The organism is Bartonella taylorii, assembly GCF_023920105.1.
Classification (GTDB): domain Bacteria; phylum Pseudomonadota; class Alphaproteobacteria; order Rhizobiales; family Rhizobiaceae; genus Bartonella; species Bartonella taylorii.
Map to the genome: position 1 here is coordinate 237,689 of NZ_CP083693.1, position 17,312 is coordinate 255,000.

The 17,312-nt window shown below is 39.3% G+C and carries 14 protein-coding genes and 1 riboswitch (1 of these 15 cut by a window edge); of the genes, 7 read left to right on the forward strand and 7 right to left on the reverse strand.

Annotation, left to right across the window (positions count from 1 at the left end; all coding sequences use genetic code 11):
• Nucleotides 1-121: 121 nt before the first annotated feature.
• The 4 genes from LBE40_RS00950 to LBE40_RS00965 all read right to left on the reverse strand — a co-directional run bounded on the left by LBE40_RS00950 (nucleotide 122) and on the right by LBE40_RS00965 (nucleotide 3,507).
• Nucleotides 122-1,513: a coproporphyrinogen-III oxidase family protein gene (locus tag LBE40_RS00950; protein ID WP_004861083.1), complete on the reverse strand. Its 1,392-nt coding sequence runs from the start codon at nucleotides 1,511-1,513 to the stop codon at nucleotides 122-124.
• Between the two features lie 23 nt (nucleotides 1,514-1,536).
• Nucleotides 1,537-1,938 carry an adenosylmethionine decarboxylase gene (gene speD, locus LBE40_RS00955; protein WP_004861088.1) on the reverse strand — a complete coding sequence of 134 codons (402 nt, stop codon included), beginning with the start codon at nucleotides 1,936-1,938 and terminating at the stop codon, nucleotides 1,537-1,539.
• A 668-nt stretch (nucleotides 1,939-2,606) separates the two neighbouring features.
• Nucleotides 2,607-2,813 carry a Trm112 family protein gene (locus tag LBE40_RS00960; protein WP_004861091.1) on the reverse strand — a complete coding sequence of 69 codons (207 nt, stop codon included), beginning with the start codon at nucleotides 2,811-2,813 and terminating at the stop codon, nucleotides 2,607-2,609.
• Between the two features lie 31 nt (nucleotides 2,814-2,844).
• On the reverse strand, nucleotides 2,845-3,507 hold the full coding sequence (locus LBE40_RS00965) for an LON peptidase substrate-binding domain-containing protein (RefSeq protein ID WP_004861094.1): 663 nt from the start codon (nucleotides 3,505-3,507) through the stop codon (nucleotides 2,845-2,847).
• A 473-nt stretch (nucleotides 3,508-3,980) separates the two neighbouring features.
• A riboswitch (glycine riboswitch) is annotated at nucleotides 3,981-4,080 on the forward strand.
• A gap of 137 nt (nucleotides 4,081-4,217) precedes the next feature.
• Here LBE40_RS00965 and gcvT point away from each other — a divergent pair.
• Genes gcvT through gcvP form a run of 3 tightly spaced genes read left to right on the forward strand, consistent with a single transcriptional unit; the run spans nucleotide 4,218 to nucleotide 8,511 of the window.
• Nucleotides 4,218-5,336 carry a glycine cleavage system aminomethyltransferase GcvT gene (gcvT, locus tag LBE40_RS00970; RefSeq protein WP_004861097.1) on the forward strand — a complete coding sequence of 373 codons (1,119 nt, stop codon included), beginning with the start codon at nucleotides 4,218-4,220 and terminating at the stop codon, nucleotides 5,334-5,336.
• Nucleotides 5,337-5,341: 5 nt separating this feature from the next.
• On the forward strand, nucleotides 5,342-5,710 hold the full coding sequence (gcvH, locus tag LBE40_RS00975; protein WP_004861099.1) for a glycine cleavage system protein GcvH: 369 nt from the start codon (nucleotides 5,342-5,344) through the stop codon (nucleotides 5,708-5,710).
• Between the two features lie 5 nt (nucleotides 5,711-5,715).
• Entirely contained in the window at nucleotides 5,716-8,511 is a 2,796-nt protein-coding gene (gene gcvP / locus LBE40_RS00980) for an aminomethyl-transferring glycine dehydrogenase (protein WP_004861102.1), read from the forward strand.
• A gap of 179 nt (nucleotides 8,512-8,690) precedes the next feature.
• Here gcvP and alr read toward each other — a convergent pair whose 3' ends face one another.
• Entirely contained in the window at nucleotides 8,691-9,809 is a 1,119-nt protein-coding gene (gene alr / locus LBE40_RS00985) for an alanine racemase (RefSeq protein ID WP_004861104.1), read from the reverse strand.
• Between the two features lie 328 nt (nucleotides 9,810-10,137).
• On the opposite strand from alr, the gene LBE40_RS00990 reads away from it, so the two are divergent.
• Nucleotides 10,138-10,968, forward strand: coding sequence for a ferredoxin--NADP reductase (locus LBE40_RS00990; protein ID WP_004861105.1), 831 nt, complete (start codon nucleotides 10,138-10,140; stop codon nucleotides 10,966-10,968).
• Here the strand turns inward: LBE40_RS00990 and eda are convergent.
• The gene (gene eda, locus LBE40_RS00995; protein ID WP_004861107.1) at nucleotides 10,938-11,603 is read right to left on the reverse strand and encodes a bifunctional 4-hydroxy-2-oxoglutarate aldolase/2-dehydro-3-deoxy-phosphogluconate aldolase; all 666 of its coding nucleotides are present in this window, start codon (nucleotides 11,601-11,603) and stop codon (nucleotides 10,938-10,940) included. The genes LBE40_RS00990 and eda overlap by 31 nt on opposite strands.
• A 111-nt stretch (nucleotides 11,604-11,714) precedes the next feature.
• Between eda and trhO the strand changes: the two genes are divergently transcribed.
• From trhO to LBE40_RS01010, 3 genes are all read left to right on the forward strand, one after another.
• Nucleotides 11,715-12,632 carry an oxygen-dependent tRNA uridine(34) hydroxylase TrhO gene (trhO, locus tag LBE40_RS01000; RefSeq protein WP_040297141.1) on the forward strand — a complete coding sequence of 306 codons (918 nt, stop codon included), beginning with the start codon at nucleotides 11,715-11,717 and terminating at the stop codon, nucleotides 12,630-12,632.
• Nucleotides 12,633-13,734: 1,102 nt separating this feature from the next.
• Nucleotides 13,735-14,868, forward strand: coding sequence for a type III PLP-dependent enzyme (locus LBE40_RS01005; RefSeq protein WP_004861113.1), 1,134 nt, complete (start codon nucleotides 13,735-13,737; stop codon nucleotides 14,866-14,868).
• 42 nt (nucleotides 14,869-14,910) lie between these two features.
• Complete coding sequence (locus tag LBE40_RS01010) at nucleotides 14,911-15,495, forward strand: GNAT family N-acetyltransferase (protein ID WP_040297122.1); 585 nt, start codon at nucleotides 14,911-14,913, stop codon at nucleotides 15,493-15,495.
• Nucleotides 15,496-15,861: 366 nt separating this feature from the next.
• Here the strand turns inward: LBE40_RS01010 and LBE40_RS01015 are convergent, their stop codons facing one another.
• Nucleotides 15,862-17,312, reverse strand: the 3' portion of a protein-coding gene (locus LBE40_RS01015) for a DHA2 family efflux MFS transporter permease subunit (protein WP_004861119.1). The gene runs 121 nt beyond the window's last position; 1,451 of the gene's 1,572 nt are visible here — the last part of the coding sequence; the start codon falls outside the window, past its right edge — the gene reads right to left on this strand; it ends in the stop codon at nucleotides 15,862-15,864.

Sequence of the window (17,312 nt, forward strand, 5' to 3'; positions counted from 1 at the left end):
TTTAATAAAATTTGTGATATGAACTTAAAAGTAATCGTATATTCTGATAAATCTCTTAATAATTTAGCTGTAGAAATATTTATCCTTTAGAAGGACAAATATATCAATGAACAGGCTACTATCATACATACATGAGCTCTTTTTTAGCTATAAATCTACCTGTTTCATCCAGTTTTTTTGCAATAAATGCCTTTAAAATACGTTGATCTTCTTCTGGCATCAGCCAAAACATAATATTAATATACCAATACCAGCCTAATTTCGTAAGTTGCCAAGAGTCATTATTTTCCACTATAAGGTTATTTGATAAAAGAACATCTAATTTAGCAAAAATACTGCTAGGCACAAAGTCCATTTTTATTAAAGATTTCCTCACTAAACCATGATAAGGTAGCCGTAGGATGATAGGCTTTATCTCATCTAGAATTGGAGAGTGTTTGCTAACATTTACTGGCATTTTTTCGCTATTAACGGCTGTAATATAAGCATTACGATTAGAAAAATTTGTTATCACGTGTTCACGTATTGATGATACGGCATTTACTCCAAAACCATGCAAATCATAATTTGAATATCCATAAACATGCTCATGATAAACAAAACTGTATTCATCCGTAACTATATCAGAGGTCACATTTGGGGTACGAATATAACCATGACCATTATGAGGCATAAATCCCTTACTTCTCATGTAAGCATCTATTAGCATATTCATAGAAAATTTTCTTGTTGCTGTAGTAAAACCTAAACCACGATTTTTGATAGCTTTATGCAATTTTACTTGTGTCACAACATTGTCAATTGGGTATATATCTATATTAGATGTACCAAGAGATACAGCCATTTCGAGATCTTTAATGATTTCTTCTTCATCTTGTCCGTTCATACCGTACAATATATCAAAAAGTACGTACTTAAAATTAGCATTTAATATACTAGCAGCAAATTTAATGTGTTCGTATGTAGATGTGAGATTAAAAAGTTTTCTCCATTCTTGATTAAAAGTTTGAAGACCAAAGCGTGGATGTGTAACCCCTATTTCTTTCATAGCAATTACTTTTTCCTCGGTAAGACTTTTTATCTCAATTTCAAAAGAAAACTCACAATTAGATGCTATTTTGAAATACTTATGTATAGCTGCTCCTATTTTTAAAATATTAGATGGAGATAATAAAGATGGAGTTCCTCCTCCAAAAAAAATCGCCCGAACTGGAACAGCCTGGTAATCAACAAAATTTGCTTTTAATTCTATTTCTTTAATTAAAGCGTCCGTGTAATTATTAATTACAGTTTCGCCTTTATAACCACCTTTAGTAAAAGGACAAAATGTACATATAGTTTCACAAAAAGGAATATGAAAATATAAAGCTCTCGAATTAATATCATTATTACTATTCACAATAACATCAGATAATGGCTTATCAATAAGACACTTTCCTTGACTTGGAAAAAAGAAATTGTATACAGGAATCTGATAATCAAACTTAAATAAGCCGTTATTTTTGATATTCATAGCTTCCTTCATTCTTATAGGTATCATACATTGGATGGATTTAAGTCATAAAACGAAGAGGCATTAATACTCAACAAATGCTTACCTCTTTTGAAAGATCTAATAGATAATTGTCCAGTGTACTCCCATTGAGTCTTAATAGATTCAATGGCATTGCCGTAATCTTGTCCACAAGTATACAAATCGATACTTATGTAATTACTCTCTGGATATGTATGAAATGATAAATGTGATTCACTCAATAAAAAAAAACCTGTCACACCTTGTCCATCTGTTGTAAATTTGTGTGACATGAATCCAAGAATATTCATTCTTGTTTTTTTTATTACTCTAAGGAAGAAAGAATATAAGGCCTTCTCATCTTTTAAGAACTCGAGATCATTTGTAACTCCATCCAGTAAATAATGATAACCCTCATCATCCATATTCAACTCCCCCATTAATTTATTTACTGGATTGGAAGAGGCTAAACACCTCTTCCAGCACAATTACCAGAGTATTAAGCCACAGCAAACATCTTCATATTCCGTTATAAATAATTCACGTGCACTTTCCATAATTACCTCCTAAATTTAATAGTTAGCTTATTTTATAAACAATATGAAGCACACTACATTAATGTAGATAAAATGCAACAAAAAATTATTTAATTTTACATATAAGTTTTGGCATACCTTTCCAAATAAAAATATGGGCTAAAATGATAGATTTATTCATATCAATGCGTAGACTTTCCAAAAGCACATCTATGGCAATTAAATGCGTTACGCTGTGATTAAATTATTGCTTGGGGTTTATTTCTTTAATGGGGGTGTATCTTTCCATTTAGAAGCAAAAAATGTTTTTCCCTGTCATAAGAGCGAAGCAATATGTGGATAAAAACGTTTTAAAAAGAAAGTAGTATGCTTTTTATGGACCGTCTATCATGCGATAGGTATAACATTGGGAGTTGGTAAATAGATGATGGTGCGAACTTTTTCCAGAACGACTTTACTGGAATAAGCGAATATTAAAAATTCGTGAATGAAGAATATCTCTTAACGGAGAATTAATTGATAACAAGTTGCTACAGAAAAAATTGAATGAAAGCTGTTTATTTTTTATGCAATGCTTTTTCATTGTGCTGCAAAGGACGGGCTTCTGAGGCAAGCATAATAGGAACGCCGTCGCGAATAGGATAGGCGAGTTTTGCTTTGTGTGAAATTAATTCTTGTGTTTCTCGGTTTAAAGAAAGCGATTCCCCTGTGAGTGGGCAGACGAGCAATTCAAGCATTTTAGGGTCGGTAGTCATTTTTTTCATGTTTCAACGTTTATTAGTTTAAATGGGTTTATTAGTTTAAATGGTAAAGTGCCCCTGTTTGTTTCATGAGGGAGCGTTCAGTTAAAGCCAGAAGAGTTTGGGCACGATTTCCAATATCTGGAGCTTCGAGTAGAGCTTGTTTTTCTTCTGGTGTAAAAGGGATGAGGGCTGAAAAAGCATTAACCAATAGAGGCGTGGGGGCTTGTATGATACTGCTCCAATTATATTCTATTTCATGTATGACGAGATATTGCTCAACAATGTTGAGGAGGTTTTCTCGATTAATGTTTTCTACCATATCAGGTTCTTGTAAGTCTTCTATGTTTGATCGGATGAGAGCAGTTCGATAAGGTTTTGCATTCACCAACTCCTGTTCTAAGGTGAAGCGACAAACGCCTTGTAGTATAATGAAAAGCTGCCCATTTCCCGTTTCGTTGTAGTTTGTAATGCGCCCTATACAGCCTATTTTATAAAGTGGTGAGGTGAAGCGGTCTGTATTCGATGAAAGTGGTTGAATTATTCCGAGCAAACGATTGGATATCATAACATTTTCAACCATTTCGAGTGCTTCTGGTTCAAAAATGTTGAGCGACAAAAAACCACCTGGCAATAAGAGTGCACCTTCTACGGGAAAAAGGGCAATTTGCTTTGGTAGATCATTTTCACAATTGTAATGGATATTACCAGCTTTCATGAGTATTTTATAACCTTTGTTCGATGAAGTTTGGTATATAATAGCTGTAATTTATGACACTATTGAGAGACAAAAAATTGATAAAGAAGAAAAATCAACCTTTTGTGTGTTAAGACTATATTTATAAAATATCTGAAATTTTTACTCTTAAAGGATATAAAACTCCGTAGTTTGGGTTGGATCGCGCAAGGGAAAATGTTGCTTTGTGATCCTTTTAAGCGCACGTTAAGCGCACGAAATTTTGTATTTTTTCAAAACGTGTTTCTGTTTATGGCCTTTGCAATTTTTCTCCTTATTTTTTAAGCAAGGCCACTTACGATTTTCATAATGTTCAAAAGACCCTCATTATAAGTCTTTTAAAACAGTTTATGCAAGTTTAAAAATATAGAGTGTTCTCATCACTTTACTAATGACAGTATGACAAAGATAGGATATAGACTGAAATATGTCGGAAAGGGCGTTATCGTTTCTTTCATTCTTTTGCGGGAGAGTGCAGACTGCAAACTTTCGCACCTGCCGCCGAAGGGGAAAATAGCCCATAATCTCTCAGGCTCTAAGGACCGTAAAAGGAGCAAGGCAGATCTGGAAAGTCGGAAAGGTCCGCGCCGAAGGTGTAAGCGAAAACTCTTTTCGCGAGTCTCTCAGGTTTGTAACAGAAGGGTGCAGAGACGTCCATATTCTGTGGGCGTTAGCGCAGCTTTGGAGATATTATGGGTACATCACAAGAATTTGAAACATCTTCTTTAAAAATGCTTCCTTTACACGAATTGCATGAAAAGGCTGGAGCGAAGTTTGGTGCTTTTGCTGGTTGGAAAATGCCGTTGACCTATCCTCTTGGAGTATTGAAGGAGCATCTTCATACGCGTGCACATGCAGGCCTTTTTGATATTTCTCATATGAAATTGATTACCGTTGAGGGTGCGCAAGCAGCAGAATATTTATCGTACGCTCTCCCTGTTGATGCAGCGTTGTTAAAGATTGGTCAATCACGGTATAATTATTTGCTTAATGAGCAGGCTGGTATCCTTGATGACCTTATCATTACTCGATTGGCAGAAAACCGTTTTATGCTGGTCGCCAATGCTGGAAATGCACAAGCCGATCTTGCGGAGCTTGAGAGGCGTGTTGTTGGTTTTGATTGCCAAGTCATTGCTCTTGAGAGGGTATTGCTTGCTCTCCAAGGTCCACAAGCGGCAGCTGTTATGGCTGATGCTGGGGTGCCTGGTAATGAACTGTTGTTTATGCAAGGATTTGAGCTACAACAAGATTGGTTTATAACGCGTTCTGGTTATACGGGAGAAGATGGTTTTGAAATTGCTCTTCCCATAGGGCAAGCCCATGCATTGGCTGAAAAATTATTGAGAGATTTTCGTGTTGAATGGGTTGGTCTTGCGGCGCGTGATAGTCTTCGGCTAGAAGCAGGATTGTGTTTACATGGAAATGATATTACGCCCGATACTACGCCTATTGATGCTGCATTGACATGGGCTGTTCCCAAAAATGTGCGAGAAAAAGCACAATTTTATGGAGCGAAGGCTTTTCTTGAAGCTCTTCAGAAAGGGCCTTCTCGTTGTCGTGTTGGATTAAAACCGCAAACCCGTCAGCCTATTCGTGCGGGTGCGGTACTTTTCGATGATGAGGGAAAGCAAATTGGCGTGGTGACGTCAGGTGGTTTTGGTCCTTCTTTTGATGGTCCTGTTGCGATGGGATATGTTCCTGTTGATTGGAAAGTGGAAGGAACGGAAGTCTTTACGGAGTTGCGTGGCAAAAAGATTGCACTGTCTGTCCATTCACTTCCTTTTGTTGAACAACGTTATTTTAAAGGATAATTTTTATGTCTAAAACTTATTTTACACAAGATCATGAATGGCTCAGTGTTGAAGGACAAGTGGTTACTGTTGGGATTACACATTATGCTCAAGAACAGTTAGGGGATTTGGTTTTTGTTGATTTACCAAAGAAGGGGACACAGCTTTCTAAGGGGGATTCTGCTGCTGTTGTAGAATCAGTGAAAGCGGCTTCAGATGTTTATGCTCCTCTTGATGGTGAAGTGGTTGAAATGAATGAGGCATTGGCAAATAATCCTGAACTGGTTAACCAAAAGGCTGAAAAAGAAGGTTGGCTCTGGAAAATGACATTGCAGGATGCAACGCAACTTGAAGGGTTGCTGGATGAGGCTGCTTATAAAGCACTGATTGGATGAGTGCTATGTTGGAGCGTCATTTTTTTTCTCGCCATATTGGACTTCGTTCTCATGAAACACAAAAAATGCTTGATGTTTTAGAGCTAGATTGTGTTGACACACTGGTTTCTCAAGCTGTTCCGCACTCTATCCATTTGGGGCGTTCGCTTAATCTCCCAAAGGCTGCAAGTGAAGGGCAAGCCTTGGAAGAATTATCCAAGATGATGGAACGTAACCATGTGCACAAAAGTTTTATTGGGCAGGGATATCATGGAACCTATGTGCCTCCCGTTATTTTGCGGAATCTTTTTGAAAATCCAGCTTGGTACACCGCTTATACACCCTATCAGGCAGAAATTAGCCAAGGTCGTTTGGAGCTTTTATTTTATTTTCAGACATTGGTGAGTGAACTCACTGGTTTGCCTGTTGCAGCTGCTTCACTTCTTGATGAAGCAACAGCTTTAGCTGAAGCCAACGCGCTGGCTGTGCGTTTTGCGCGTGAGAAAAAGACAAAAATTTCAGTTCAAAGTCTTTTGCATCCCCAGACATTAAGTGTTGCACAAACGCGTGCTGAAACACAAGGGATTCATATAAGCGAAAAGAGCGAAATTTGTTCTGATACAGCTGCGATTGTTTTGTCTTGGCCAGATACAAAAGGCTCTTTTAACGATTACACTGACGTCATTAAAGAGGCAAAGGCAAAAGGGGCTCTGGTGATCGTTGTTGCTGATCCTTTGGCACTTACCCTGATGGAACCACCAGCGCAATGGGGGGCTGATATTGTTGTAGGTTCCATGCAACGTTATGGCGTTCCTATGGGATTTGGTGGTCCCCATGCTGGTTATCTCGCGGTAAGCGAAGCTTTAACCCGCCTCATTCCAGGACGTATTGTAGGTCAATCCGTTGACACAAAAGGACGCGTTGGTTTTCGTTTGGCATTGCAGACACGTGAGCAACATATCCGGCGTGATAAAGCTACGTCGAATATTTGTACAGCACAGGCTTTGTTGGCAAATATGGCAACGGCTTATGCCGTTTGGCATGGACCGCAAGGCTTGCAGGAAATTGCTCAGCGAATTCATCATTTAACGTGTCGCTTTGTTGCTGGTTTAGAGGCAGCGGGTATTCTTTGTGAAGGAGAAGTTTTTTTTGATTGTGTAAGCATTGTTGTTAAGGGAAAATCTCGAGAGATTGCGCGTCAAGCGAAAGCAGGTGGGCGTCTTGTTCGTGTTCTCGATGATGATCGAGTTGTGATCAATTTTGATGAATTATCAACACAAGAAGATGCTTATGCTTTAGCGCAGCTTTTTGGTGCACAATTAGTTGATCAAGTTTCTCCAAGGCTTATGGGGAAAAGGCGTGATACTGCTTTTCTTTCACAGCCGTTTTTTCATGCAGTTCATTCAGAGACGGATATGATGCGCTTTTTGCGTCATTTGGCCGACAAAGATTTAGCATTAGATCGGGCAATGATTCCGCTTGGTTCTTGTACGATGAAACTTAATGCAGCAGCTGAGTTAATGCCTGTGAGTTGGCCTACGGTAGCCAATATACACCCCTTCACACCTAAAGAGGATGTGGTAGGGTATTTGGAAATGATTAACCAATTAAATGCGTGGTTGTGTGAAATCACAGGGTTTTCGCAAGTTTCTTTCCAGCCAAATTCTGGTGCACAAGGTGAATATGCGGGGCTTTTAGCGATCCGCCGATATCACCAATCACGGGGAGACCATCAACGCACACTTTGTCTCATTCCTGCTTCTGCTCACGGTACCAATCCAGCTTCAGCTCATATGGCGGGTATGGAAGTTATTGTGGTGAAATGCTTAAGTGATGGTGATGTTGATGTTGATGATCTCAAAATGAAGGCACAATTGCATAAGGATAAATTGGCAGCTCTCATGATCACCTATCCTTCAACTCATGGCGTTTATGAAGAAAACATTAAAGAGATTTGCTCTATTATCCACGAAAATGGTGGGCAAGTTTATTTTGATGGTGCTAATCTCAATGCGCTTGTTGGGCTTGCTCGTCCAGCAGATATTGGGGCGGATGTTTGTCATATGAATCTTCACAAAACATTCGCCATTCCCCATGGTGGTGGTGGTCCTGGTATGGGGCCAATTGGTGTGGCAACACATTTGAAGCCCTTTTTACCAGGTCATGAAGAAGATGGGTCAACACATGCGGTTTCAGCAGCTCCTTATGGAAGTGCATCTATTCTTGTTATTACGTGGATGTATATTCGGATGATGGGCGCCGATGGCTTGAAATATGCAACACAAACAGCAATTTTGAATGCCAATTATATCGCTGCGCGTCTTTCAAAAGCTTATTCCATTCTTTATCGGGGCAAGTATGGGCGTGTTGCACATGAGTGTATTGTGGATACTCGCGTGCTGAAAGAGCAGTATGGGGTGAGTGTTGATGATATTGCAAAACGTTTGATTGATTACGGGTTTCATGCGCCGACGATGTCGTTTCCTGTTGCTGGAACTTTGATGATTGAACCAACGGAATCAGAACCAAAAGCAGAAATTGATCGTTTTTGTGATGCTTTGCTTTCTATTGCTGAAGAAGCTCAGAAAGTCGGTAGCGGTGTTTGGCCTAAAGAAGATAATCCTTTGGTAAATGCACCGCATACATTGGTGGATACTTTAGATGATGCTTGGATGCGACCTTATTCACGACAAGAGGCGGCTTTTCCCAATCCTCATCTTGATCCAGCAAATAAATATTGGCCTCCTGTTTCGCGTATTGATAATGTTTCGGGAGATAGAATGCTTATTTGTTCTTGCCCACCATTGGGGAATACGTATTAAATTTATTTACATGAAGGAAAAAGCCTACACGTTTTGTGTGGGCTTTTTCCTTGTCCATATGATTAGTAATCCATATGATTAGTAATAATGAGTGATATTGCTTTCTTCTAGTTCGTATTGTTTTTCTGTTGTACCGAAAGCCATTGATGATTTTTATCACTTTGTTTCTTTAGAGAGTTTTAGATGTAAATGCGTTTATAGCGCTTCCCTAGAGATGTCAGAATTTCGTTAGGAATGGTGTTGGCATCTGTCGATACTTTTTCAAGTGTTTGATGGGGGCCAATAAGCTCCACCCAATCGCCTCTTTGAGGTTTTTTATCAAGATCGGTAGCATCCACGATAGTGGAATCCATAGAAATGCGTCCAACAATAGGAAGTTTTTGCCCATTGAAATAAACGGCACTCTTATTCGAAAGAATACGTGGCCAACCATCTGCATAGCCGATAGAAATGGTTGCAAGAGTGCTCGGTCTGCGGGTAATGAAGCTTCCTCCATAACCAATAGGTACTCCTGCGTCAATAAAGCGGCTTTGTAAAACTTGGGCTTCAAGTTTTAAAACAGGTTTAAGAGGTGTTGGGTATTTTCCGTGAGGGTCGACACCGTAAAGTGCAATGCCTGGGCGAACAAGGTCAAAATAGAAATCGTTCCCAAGAAAAATGCCTCCAGAATTGGCAAATGAAACTTTACAGGTAGGCAATTGTGCAAGTATGGTTTTGAAAGTAGCCAATTGTGTATAATTGTATGAATGTGTAGCATTATCTCCATTTGCAAGGTGACTGAGAATATATTTTATTTCTGCTTTTTCAAAAATTGTAGGTTTTTTGATAAGTTTTTGTAATTCTTTTTTATCAAGTCCTAATCGGTTCATACTAGTATCGATTTGAACAATTGCGGGAAACTTTTTATCCTTTTTTTGACAAAGTGTTTGCCAGCTTTCAAGTGTATCCCAAGAGTTTAGAACAGGAATAATTCCTGTTTTAGCTATAAGCTCTTCTGTATTGTGTGGAAGTTCGTTAAGAAGAGCAAGTGTGACATTTTCTGGTAAAATATTTTTTAATTGGAGTGCTTCTTCGATTTGAGCTACAAAAAAAGTGCGGCAACCAGCTTGATAGAGTGCAGGGGCAATTTTGTCAGCACCTAACCCATAGGCATCCGCTTTTACAACCGCAGAACATTCAATGGGAGCAACACGTTTTGTTAAAGCTGTGTAATTTGCAACAATAGCACGCACATCGATGGTTGCTACAGCTGTATAAGGAAGTAATGCGTTTGCTTCATCATTAACGGATTTGTTCATTTTAAATCCTCTCTCGAGTCAGTGAGACACGAAGTTCCCTTTGGTGATTTCATATAGGTTTCTATGATATATGGAAAGGATGTGTGTATGGTTTGTTATTGTTAACATTATTAACAATTTATATTGGATTATGTGTCATGAAAGCAATCTTTTGAGGTAAAATGCTTTACTCTAGATACAATGAGGAAAGTTGTTTTCTAGGGGAGGTTAAATGTCTGTTAAATAAAGGTTTATGTTTTAAGAGAAATATTGGCAGATGATTGCACAAGCATTATATCATTTTGGGAATCTTGAGTCCATGTTCAAGAAAGAGATAAGGAAGAGTTTTATGAATACGTCTGCCATAAAGGATCAGTTGAACATTAACAATGTTGCATCAAACTTTCCAATTCCTGAAAATGTATTCGCGCTTACCGTCCAAAAAGTTTATCATTATACAGACCGTTTGTTTAAATTTCGTCTGAATCGTCCAGAAAGTTTTCGTTTTCGTTCCGGTGAATTTGTTATGATTGGTTTGCCAAACGCAGAAAAGCCAATTTATCGTGCTTATTCGATAGCAAGTCCATTTTGGGATGAACAGCTTGAGTTTTTTTCGATCAAAGTTCCGGGAGGGCCATTAACCGAACATCTCCAAAAAATTAAAATTGGTGATACTGTTCTCATGCGTAAGAAATCTACTGGAACATTGGTTCTTGATGCTCTTATTCCTGGAAAACGTCTTTATCTGCTTTCAACAGGGACGGGGGTTGCTCCCTTTGCAAGCCTTATTCGTGATCCTGAAACTTATGAAAAATTTTCAGAAGTGGTTCTTATTCAAACAACCCGTGTGCGAGATGAGCTTGCTTATGCAAAAGATCTTATTATTTCTTTACAACAAGATCCGTTGATTAGTGAATATATACAACAGTTGAAATTTTATCCTATGACCACTCGTGAACCTTCCGAACATATGGGTCGCATTACGACGGTTATGGAAAGTGGCACTTTTTTTAAAACGACAGGTTTGCCAAGAATTCATCCTGATGAAGATCGTGTGATGATTTGTGGTTCGATGGCAATGCTGAAAGATTGTGCAAGGATGTGTGAATCCTTTGGTCTTGTTGAAGGTGCAAATAATGCACCAGCGACTTATGTTGTGGAACGTGCTTTTGTCGGATAAGAGGGGAGCTGTGCTGCTATATGTGCTAATGCGCTGATTGCATCCCAATCATTTGCTGTAATAAGCTGTTTGGGAGCTATCCAAGAACCGCCAACGCAGAAGACGTTAGAAAGTTGGAGCCATTGAGCTGCATTTTTTTGTGTAATGCCGCCTGTTGGGCAAAATCTGATTTCAGAGAAAGGGGCTGCTAAGGCTTGGATAAAATCCATGCCTCCTCCCGCTTCAGCAGGGAAAAATTTAAAATATGAATAGCCTTTATTCCATGCTTGCATTAATTCACTTGGTGTTATTGCACCGGGGAGAAGGGGGATTTCACTGTTTTTTGCACAATCGATCAATTCGTCTGATAATCCAGGGCTTACGATAAATTTTGCTCCTGCGCGTTCGGCTTGTTCATAATGTATAGTGTTGAGAATTGTTCCTGCTCCAACAATTGCTTGCGGCACTTCTTGTGTAATTGCGTTTATTGCATCGTATGCATTGGATGTTCGCAATGTGATCTCCATTCTTTTCAATCCACCTTTAACAAGAGCGCGTGCTAAGGGTACAGCAATTTGAAGATCGTCAATGTGCAAAACAGGTATGACAGTTTGTGCTTGGAGAAGTGTTAAAAGGTGATTTATTTTTTGGCACATGGTTTTTTTCTCTAGGAGTGTGTTGTTAGTATAGTGTGATTAAGCACAATATGTTAAAGAGTAGATGAATAGATCTTGAAATTGAATGAAACGCGCGTTATGGCGAGACTTATGGAAAAGAATTTTAAAGTTGCTGCACTTTATTGCTTCGCTGATTTGAAGCATTATTGTCAATTACAGAAACCTTTGCTAGATTTGTGTCAAGCAAAGGGTATCAAAGGGTCACTGCTTTTAGCACAAGAAGGAATCAATGGAACTGTTGCAGGATCTTGTGCTGCGATTGAAGCGTTGGTCAGTTTTATTATAGCTGAGCCCGCATTCCAAACGCCGGAGATTAAATATTCATGGGCATCAAAAATGCCTTTTCATCGCATGAAAGTGCGGTTGAAAAAAGAGATTGTCACAATGGGGGTTGAAGGCGTTAATCCGTTAAAGGCTGTTGGTACTTATGTCGATCCTGAAGATTGGAATGCCCTTATTCAAGATGAAGAGACAATCCTCATTGATACGCGTAATGATTATGAATATGCGCTCGGAAGTTTTCAAGGAGCGATTGATCCGCGTATTAAGACATTTCGGGAATTTCCTGAGTGGGTGCTCAAGCACGAAGCTGATTTAAAGAAGAAAAAGAAAATTGCCATGTTCTGTACAGGTGGGATTCGTTGTGAAAAATCAACAGCTTATGTGCGTGATCTTGGTTATGATCAGGTTTACCATTTAAAAGGTGGGATTCTGAAATATTTGGAAAAAATTCCAAAGGAAAAAAGTTTGTGGTGGGGCGAGTGTTTTGTTTTTGATGAGCGTGTTTCTGTTAAACATGGTCTTGAGGAATGCGGGCGCGAATTATGTCATGCATGTCGTTCTCCTCTTAATGCTGAAAGCAAATTATCGGTTCATTATGAGGAGGGTGTTTCGTGTGATGCTTGTTATAATACGAAAAGTGACGCTGATAGGCAGCGTTTTCGCGAACGTCATAAGCAGTTTCAATTAACAAAATTGCGTGCGATTGATTCTCATCAAGAGTCTTAAAGGCATTGTATTTTAGGGCTTAAAACTTTAGTTTTCTCTTGTTAAGAGAGAAAAGTTTTCGGAGGCGGTGGGAAAGTATTTTATAAAGCTGATTTTTGCTTGGTTTTTTGTTTTGTGTAAAAAATTAAGCAATTTATTTATAAATATATTAGCACTATGCGTTTTGAGCCGATATTCTTGATGTTATAATACTCAGTTATTTCAAATACTTTTAATTCTGAAACAGTAAAAACAGTACTATGGTAGTCCAATAGGGGAGATAGCCTCAAGGCGAACGTGTGATTTTAAAAGCTGTTTTAAAATAGACTGAAACATACGATTAATGTGCTATGTTAATGTAAGAGAAAATGCGTTAGTGATGTAGATAAATATAATGATGCTACTGATTTCATAACGTAAAGATTGTCATATTTCATAGATCTTGCGTTATATTTTCTAGGTGGTGTTGGCGGGAACAAGGGCACTCAAGTAAAGAGATTCTTTTAAAGTAAGATTGTGAATTAGTAACATAATGGTGTGGGGATTTCGTGAAGGTTACACCCCGTTAAAGCGGATAAGGTGACTTATTTGCATGAGGGCATTGTTGCTTTTTTACATCATCTTATCGTTAAAAATTAAAAAATGTTTAAAATAAAAAAAATGATTGAAATGAATAAGAATTCGTTTTATATGAAGCCTTGCCCAAAGTCGCACGTGCCTGTGGGTGTCCGCTGGTTCTCAAATGGTGAGATTAACCGGTACGGTACCTGGAACTAACCGCTCCAGTCATTCTTACGGCCAACCGAAAGAGTGAGGACATCTTGAAGCAACGACGGTGCGGGCCTTTCTGGTGTCTTCCAGCTGTCCAAATGCTGGGATAACTATAGAGGCACACCTCATTGCCTTCAGTGCGGAAGTGGTTTCTCAACTCCAATCAAAAAGGCAGATAAAGTAAAGCAACGCGGTTTGCGCGCTGTTTTTTCGCTGTATGCAATGCTAATTTCTGGTTATTTCAGTAATCAGAATGGGGATGGTCATTGTGTGTATTTTGTACTTTGGCTGTTGGCGGCTCTATGCTGTCTAGGCGTAGGGTAGGGATTTTTTTCCCTAGGAGAATTGATAGATGGCGACGCAACGTATTCGCGATTTTCTTGCAACACATTGTTTTGATGGTCCATGCTTGGTTGTTGACCTTGATGTTGTCCGTGAAAATTATTTAAATTTTGAAAAAGCTCTTCCACAGTCTCGTATTTTCTACGCGATAAAGGCAAATCCAGCTTCTGAGATTTTAAGTTTGCTTGCTTCTTTAGGCTCGTCTTTTGATGCGGCTTCTGTTGCAGAAATTGAAATGGCTTTAAAAGCGGGGGCAACGTGTGATCGTATTTCTTTTGGGAATACTATTAAAAAAGAGCGTGATATTGCGCATGCATACGCATTGGGTATTTCACTTTATGCGGTTGATTGTGTTGAAGAAGTAGAAAAAATTGCGCGTGCTGCTCCAGGAGCTCGTGTTTTTTGCCGCGTTCTTACCGATGGAAAAGGTGCAGAGTGGCCATTGTCACGCAAATTTGGCTGTGTTCCTGCTATGGCGGTTGATGTTTTACGTCGGGCACATCAATTAGGCTTGCAAGCGTATGGCGTTTCTTTTCATGTAGGGTCTCAGCAGACAGATCTTAGCGCATGGGATCGTGCTTTATCGGACGCGGCTACAGTTTTTAGGCATTTGGAGCAAGAGGGAATTTCATTGAAGTTGGTTAATATGGGGGGTGGTTTTCCAACGCGTTATTTGAAAGATGTTCCTACAGAACAAGCTTATGGTACGGCTGTTTTTGATTCATTAAAGAAATATTTTGGCAATCGTATTCCTGAGACCATTATCGAACCTGGGCGTGGGATGGTCGGTAATGCTGGCGTTATTCGTGCAGAAGTTGTTCTGATATCTAAAAAAGCAGACAATGATAATGTCCGATGGGTTTATCTTGATGTTGGAAAATTTAATGGTCTTGCTGAGACTATGGATGAAGCAATTCGCTATCCTATTGAAACACCTCATGGTGATAAGGCAATGGAGCCTTGTATTTTAGCGGGGCCAACATGCGATTCAGCAGATGTTCTTTATGAAAAAACACCTTATATGTTACCTTTGTCTCTTACGATAGGGGATGAGTTGTTGATCCATGGTACTGGTGCTTACACGGCAACTTATGCATCTGTTGCCTTTAATGGTTTTGAGCCTTTGCGCTCCTACGTGATTTGAATTTTTCTTTATGATGAAGATAGAGTGGGGCGTGTGATAAAGATGAATATGATACATTTTCAAACCAAAGATGGCGCATTTTTTACACTTTTAGGTGAACAAAACATTGATAAAACACATCGCGAACGCTTACTTGATTTAGCTCTAGGGAAGGGGCGTAAGCGTAAGTCTTCAGAAACTTTGCGTCGTGGACAGTTGGCTGCGTGTGGACTCTCTTTTGTTGTCAAAAATGCGCTTGGAGAGCTTGTGGGCAGTGTACGTCTTTGGCATGTTCGATTTAACAAAGGGAAAAATGGAACACAGCAGGCTTTGCTTTTGGGGCCTCTGGCTGTTTCAGCGAAGTGTTCCGGTATGGGAATAGGATCGTTTCTTATGCAGCATGCAATTGAAACGGCAAAAAAACAGGGTTACGGCGCTATCTTACTTGTCGGTGATACTGAGTTTTATCAGCGTTTTGGTTTTTCAAACAGCTTAACAGAAAATTTGGCGATGCCCGGTCCTTATGAAAAACATCGTTTTCAAGCGTTGGAATTGATACCAAAGTATCTTTCCGAATGTCATGGTGTTTTGGCCCCTAGTGGAGAGCGGGAAGGTTTGAGCCGTTTTCAGTGTCATAAAGTGGCTTAAAGCTCTCTTCTCTTCGTTCTTTTTTCAAAAATTGAAGGCTTTACACATCATCTTTGCTGGTGGGCAGGTGTTTTTATACGATATAAGGTTTTAGAATAGATTTATATCGTAGTATGGTTTCTCTTTTATCTTGAATTTATTTTCTGTAATAATTTTTGTTATCCACTGAGAGTACCAATAACTTTCTTAATTTTAAAACGATTTTGATAAAATTTATGATGGGTATTATCGGAAGTATAGCAAGTTTTGCATTTTGCAAGATTTCGTTTAGAGACAATGATTCAATGTAAAGTTTTGTTCTAACATGTTTAGGGGATACGGAACGTTTGAAAAGAAAAATACTCCTCGACTTTCATACAGTTAAGCTCAGTGGTTTGCCGGAGCATCGGTGAGAGGTGGTGTTTTTTTGAGAAAAACAGTCAGGGATGTCAAGACGCCAAAGATAATGGTTATTATAAAGAAAATATCGCTAAAAGCCATAACCATTGCTTGGACGCGTGCCATATTAAAAAGTTGGAAGAGAGCAAGAGTATGCGGATCAAAAGTTGTGGAGTTAAAGTACATAGTAAGGCTTGAAAGCATTTCGGTTGCTTGGTTATTTCCGTGTTGGACTGTTTCAGTTATTCGTTCATAATGCAGGTCTGTGCGTTTTGTCATAAGGGTGCTGATAATAGCAAGTCCCACGGCACCGCCAAGATTACGTGTAAGATTAAAAAGTCCAGAGGCATTTTGCATTCGGTCTGGTGGCAGTGATCCGAGTGCAATGTTATTAACAGGGACCATGCATAACATAATAGAAGCGCCACGGAAAACTTGAGGCCAAAAGAGCTCCCAAAAACCCCAGTTGTCTGTGATAGAGCTAGCCATCCAAGTTCCTAATGCAAAGCCAAAAAGTCCTATCGCCATCATCAAACGTGCATCAATTCGTGCTGAAAGAAATCCGGCAAGGGGTGCAGTTAATAGCATGGCGAACCCTGAAAGAAACAATGTTTCTCCAATCATGAGTGCATCATAATGACGGACTTGGCTCAAATAGACAGGATAAAGATATGTGAGTCCATAAAGACCGATTCCAAGCATAAAAGAAAAAACTGCTGCGGTTGAAAAATTGAAATTAGAAAAAGCTGAGAGATCAACGATGGGTTCTTTAGCAGTAAAAGCGCGCCAGAAGAATAAGCTTGCAGAAAAGATCATGATAACGAACAAAGTTAGAATGAGATTGTCATTTAACCAATCATGACGCGCACCTTCTTCTAGAATATACTCCAAAGTCCCCAGAAAAACAGCCATAGAAATGAGGCCTAGCCAGTCAAATTTAGCCATTAAAGAGGGATTAGCTTTATCAAAATCAATCAATTTCCAAGCGAGAATTGAGATAATAATCCCGCAGGGTACATTGATGAGAAAGAGCCAGTGCCATGATAAGATATGACAAAGATAGCCTCCCACTGTTGGACCAATAGTGGGCGCTAACGTTGCTACCAGTCCTACGATAGGCGTAACAATTGGGCGTTTGGAAGGAGGAAAAAGTATATAAGAGGCGACAAAAACGCTGGGGATAATTCCTCCTCCAATAAAACCTTGGAGTGCTCGGTACACAATCATCTCTTCAATAGATGTTGCTGTTGCACAAAGGACAGAGGTAATCGTAAACCCTACAGCTGATATGCTAAAGAAAACGCGTGTTGAGAGCAATCTTCCTAAGAAGCCAGAAAGGGGCAACATGATGACTTCAGCGATGAGATAGGAGGTTTGAACCCATGAAATCTCTTCAGAGCTTGCTGAAAGACCAGCCTGAATTTCCGCTAAAGAAGAAG

Coding starts and splice junctions, on each gene's coding strand:
- LBE40_RS00960 (WP_004861091.1), bottom strand. CDS start 2,813: ATGAAAAAAATGACTACCGACCCTAAAATGCTTGAATTGCTCGTCTGC.
- LBE40_RS01010 (WP_040297122.1), top strand. CDS start 14,911: ATGAATATGATACATTTTCAAACCAAAGATGGCGCATTTTTTACACTT.
- gcvH (WP_004861099.1), top strand. CDS start 5,342: ATGTCTAAAACTTATTTTACACAAGATCATGAATGGCTCAGTGTTGAA.
- eda (WP_004861107.1), bottom strand. CDS start 11,603: ATGTGCCAAAAAATAAATCACCTTTTAACACTTCTCCAAGCACAAACT.
- alr (WP_004861104.1), bottom strand. CDS start 9,809: ATGAACAAATCCGTTAATGATGAAGCAAACGCATTACTTCCTTATACA.
- LBE40_RS00965 (WP_004861094.1), bottom strand. CDS start 3,507: ATGAAAGCTGGTAATATCCATTACAATTGTGAAAATGATCTACCAAAG.
- trhO (WP_040297141.1), top strand. CDS start 11,715: ATGGAAAAGAATTTTAAAGTTGCTGCACTTTATTGCTTCGCTGATTTG.
- gcvT (WP_004861097.1), top strand. CDS start 4,218: ATGGGTACATCACAAGAATTTGAAACATCTTCTTTAAAAATGCTTCCT.
- LBE40_RS00990 (WP_004861105.1), top strand. CDS start 10,138: ATGAATACGTCTGCCATAAAGGATCAGTTGAACATTAACAATGTTGCA.
- speD (WP_004861088.1), bottom strand. CDS start 1,938: ATGGATGATGAGGGTTATCATTATTTACTGGATGGAGTTACAAATGAT.
- gcvP (WP_004861102.1), top strand. CDS start 5,716: ATGTTGGAGCGTCATTTTTTTTCTCGCCATATTGGACTTCGTTCTCAT.
- LBE40_RS01005 (WP_004861113.1), top strand. CDS start 13,735: ATGGCGACGCAACGTATTCGCGATTTTCTTGCAACACATTGTTTTGAT.
- LBE40_RS00950 (WP_004861083.1), bottom strand. CDS start 1,513: ATGAATATCAAAAATAACGGCTTATTTAAGTTTGATTATCAGATTCCT.